We start from the raw sequence: 3,130 nt of genomic DNA on the forward strand, positions 1-3,130 counted from the left end.
CCGCACCTGGAGGAGGCGCGGGCGGGCAACCGGGCCTGGGCCAGGGCCCATCGGATGGCCGACGGCCCCGAGGCCACCGCCCTGTACGACTCCTGGGACCTGGCCCGCGTCTCGGCCTGCATGTACCCGTACGCCACCGGCCCCGGCCTCCGGCTCGTCACCGACCACATGGGCTTCTGGTACCCCTTCGACGACCAGTTCGACAGCCCGCTCGGCCTCGACCCGGCCGCCACCGCCCGCGCCTGCGACGAACTGATCGACGTCGTCCACCACGGCACCACCGGCCCCAGGCCCACCGCCGCCGCCCGGGCCTTCGCGGACATCCGACGGCGCGCCTTCGACGGCATGCCACCGGCCTGGCGCGCCCGCACCGCCCACGACTGGGAGTACTACTTCGCCTCCTACGCCCAGGAATCGGCCGCCCGCCTGGCCGGGACCGTCCCCGACTTCCCCACCTTCCTGCGGCTGCGCATCGGCGTCAGCGCCATGAGCGTCGTCTGCGACCTCGTCGAACGGATCGGCGGCTACGAGGTCCCGGCCGCCGCCTTCCACAGCCTGCCGCTGATCGAACTCCGCCGGCTCACCGAGGAACTGCCCTGCCTCGCCAACGACGTCTACACCCTGGACCGCGAGGAGCCGCGCGGCGACGTCGTCAACCTCGTCCTCGTCCTGGAGCGGGAAGGGGCCCGCTCGCGCGCCGCCGCGATCGACACCGCCTACGCGCTCGTCAACGACCGGCTGGCCCGCTTCGACGCGCTCAAGCGCGCCATCCCCGATCTGGCCCGGACCCTGGGCCTGGACGCCCGGCGGCGCGCCGCCGTCGAACGGTACGCCCGCGACCTGGAGTTCCTCGTCTCCGGCTACATGGCCTGGGGCGCCGACACCCACCGCCACTTCCCCGAGACCGTCGTCCCTCCGGACCGGCCGGGCTACCCGGAGAACCTGCTGCTCCCCACCACACCCTGAAGGCGGCGGAGGGCCCGACCATGGCACCCGAGGACACGACCGGCGGCCTGTGCGTACGAGAGAGCGACACGGACCTGCACCGCGCGGGCCTGACCCGCGATCCGGAACCCTGGGAGGACGGCCTCCGCGAGACCCCGCGGCCGGGCACCTTCGAATGGTGGTACTTCGACGCCGAGTGCGACGACGGCAGCCGGGCCGTCGTCGTCTTCGAGACCAAGGCGCTCGACGCGGCCGCAGGCCCCCTGGCGCCCCGGCTGTCGCTGACCGTCCGCACCCCCGACGGACACGTCCACGCCGGCCGCACCCGCCACGACCCGGCCTCCTTCCGCGCCGCACGCGACCACTGCGACGTCGCCATCGGCCCGCACCGCGCCCACGGCGACCTCACCCGCTACCGGATACGCGCCCGGACCCCGTCGGCCGCCGCCGACCTCACCCTCACGGCCGTCGCCCCGCCCTCCCGCGTCGGCACCGGGACCGTCGCGCTCGCCGACGACCCCGGCCGGTACCTCGGCTGGCTGGTGGCGGTGCCCCGGGGCACGGTGGAGGGCCGGCTGTCGGTGCCCGGCCGGACCTGGCGGGTACGGGGGACCGGCTACCACGACAAGAACTGGGGCACCCTCGACTTCGGCGCCGTGCTCCGCGAATGGCACTGGACCCGCCTGCACGCCGGCCCGTTCACCCTCGCCTGCGCCGAACTCCGCACCCGGCGCGGCGGCCGCACCCCGCTGCTCGTCCTCACCCGGGGCCCGGAACGACTCGCCGCCACCGCGGCCGGCGTCTCCTTGACCCCCCGCCCCGACCGGACGGAGATCCACTGGCACGACCGCCTCCGCGCCCTCCTGGGCCCCCCGACGCCTTTGGAACCACCCCAAAAACCCGCCCCCCACCCGTACCACCGCTTCACGGCCCCGGCCGAACTCGCCGTCACCACGCCCCACGACCACACCACGACCGCGGGCATGGCCCTCGCCGAACACGCCACGTTCCCCGACCCCGCCGACCGGACCGCGCCTGCGCGCCCGCGGCGACGCGCCTCTTCCGCGCCCGCCGGACGGGCTTCCACACCGTCCTCCCAGGGACCCCCCTTCGGTGACGGCGCCGCCGCCGAGCAGGCCGGGTTCCGGACTCTCGCCGACCGGACCCCCGCCGACCGGACCGCGGCCGAGTCCGCGAACCGCTGGCCCCCGGCCGGCGCCCGGACCGGCGTCCAGCGGCCCGCCTCTCCCGCGCCGGCCGGACGGGTTCCGTCCGCGCCCCCGGAACGGCACACCGCAGGGCCTTGCCCCGGGCCGCCCACGGCGCCCACCCCGGCCGGGCGTACCCCCGGCACACACCCGGAGGCGCCCGCCACGGACGCCCGCACCGTCGCCGCCCGGCTGGTCCGCGCCTGGTCCCTGCCCGACTCCGCCGCCTTCGGCGCGCTGTTCGTGCCGGACGCCGCCTACACCGACGTCGCGGCCGGGCACACCCACCGGGGACGGGCCGCGATCACGGACTGGCACCGGGACACACGCGCCGCCATCCCGGACCTCAGGGCCGAGGTCGAGGACGTCTTCGGCACCGACGGCGGGAGGGCCTGCGCGATCCTCCTCTGGACCGGAACTCCCGTGGCGGACACGCCGGGACCGCCGTTCCGCGTCCGGGCGGCGACCGTCCTCACGCTCGCTCCGGACGGATCGATCACCCACTGCGCCGACTACTACGACCGGCTCGGCCCGGCCCGCGAAGGGCACTCGCTCGTTCCGCGGCGGGCCCCGGAGACCGGGGGGTGAGGGCTGGCGCCAAGCGGTGGGGGATCCGCCGCCTCCGCGCGGAAACACGCCCGTCCCGCGGCGGACGGCCCGCGAGCACCGCGGCCGACGACGGCAGGGCGCTCAGGCCCGCCCGTGCCCCGGACCGGCCGCGCCGCAGGAGTCCACGACCGCGCACACGCGATCCCGCCCCCCGAGCCCCGAGGACTTCTTAGGCCCGTCGCACCCCTGAGCCGCCGCGATGCCCAGCGCCACCAACAGCGTCACCACCACGAAGACGATCAGCCGCTGCCGCAGCAGCCGGGGGTCGCCGCCGGTGCGCCGGCCCGCCGGGCGGGAGCCGTTGCGCGGCCGGGCCGCGGGACGGGCGGCCGGACGGTCGGGGTGCCGCTGCCGGAGCGGACGGGTCG

Annotated in this window: 2 protein-coding genes and 1 pseudogene; 2 read left to right on the top strand and 1 reads right to left on the bottom strand. The window is 76.9% G+C overall.

Annotated features, from left to right (window positions below; translation table 11 throughout):
* Positions 1–966, top strand: a 966-nt coding sequence (locus JNW98_RS33775; protein ID WP_223772113.1) for a terpene synthase family protein, incomplete at its 5' end; no start/stop codon positions are given.
* Positions 967–986: 20 nt separating this feature from the next.
* Positions 987–2,741, top strand: a complete 1,755-nt coding sequence (locus tag JNW98_RS33780) for a nuclear transport factor 2 family protein (RefSeq protein ID WP_223772114.1) — start codon at positions 987–989, stop codon at positions 2,739–2,741.
* A gap of 102 nt (positions 2,742–2,843) precedes the next feature.
* Here the strand turns inward: JNW98_RS33780 and JNW98_RS33785 are convergent.
* Positions 2,844–3,130, bottom strand: a pseudogene (locus JNW98_RS33785) (serine/threonine protein kinase); the annotation flags it as partial.

It is taken from the genome of Streptomyces huiliensis, assembly GCF_020037025.1.
In the GTDB taxonomy this organism is placed as follows: domain Bacteria; phylum Actinomycetota; class Actinomycetes; order Streptomycetales; family Streptomycetaceae; genus Streptomyces; species Streptomyces huiliensis.

What these genes read in the sequence shown, in the direction of transcription:
- JNW98_RS33780 (WP_223772114.1), top strand. Translation starts at nt 987, where the DNA reads ATGGCACCCGAGGACACGACCGGCGGCCTGTGCGTACGAGAGAGCGAC.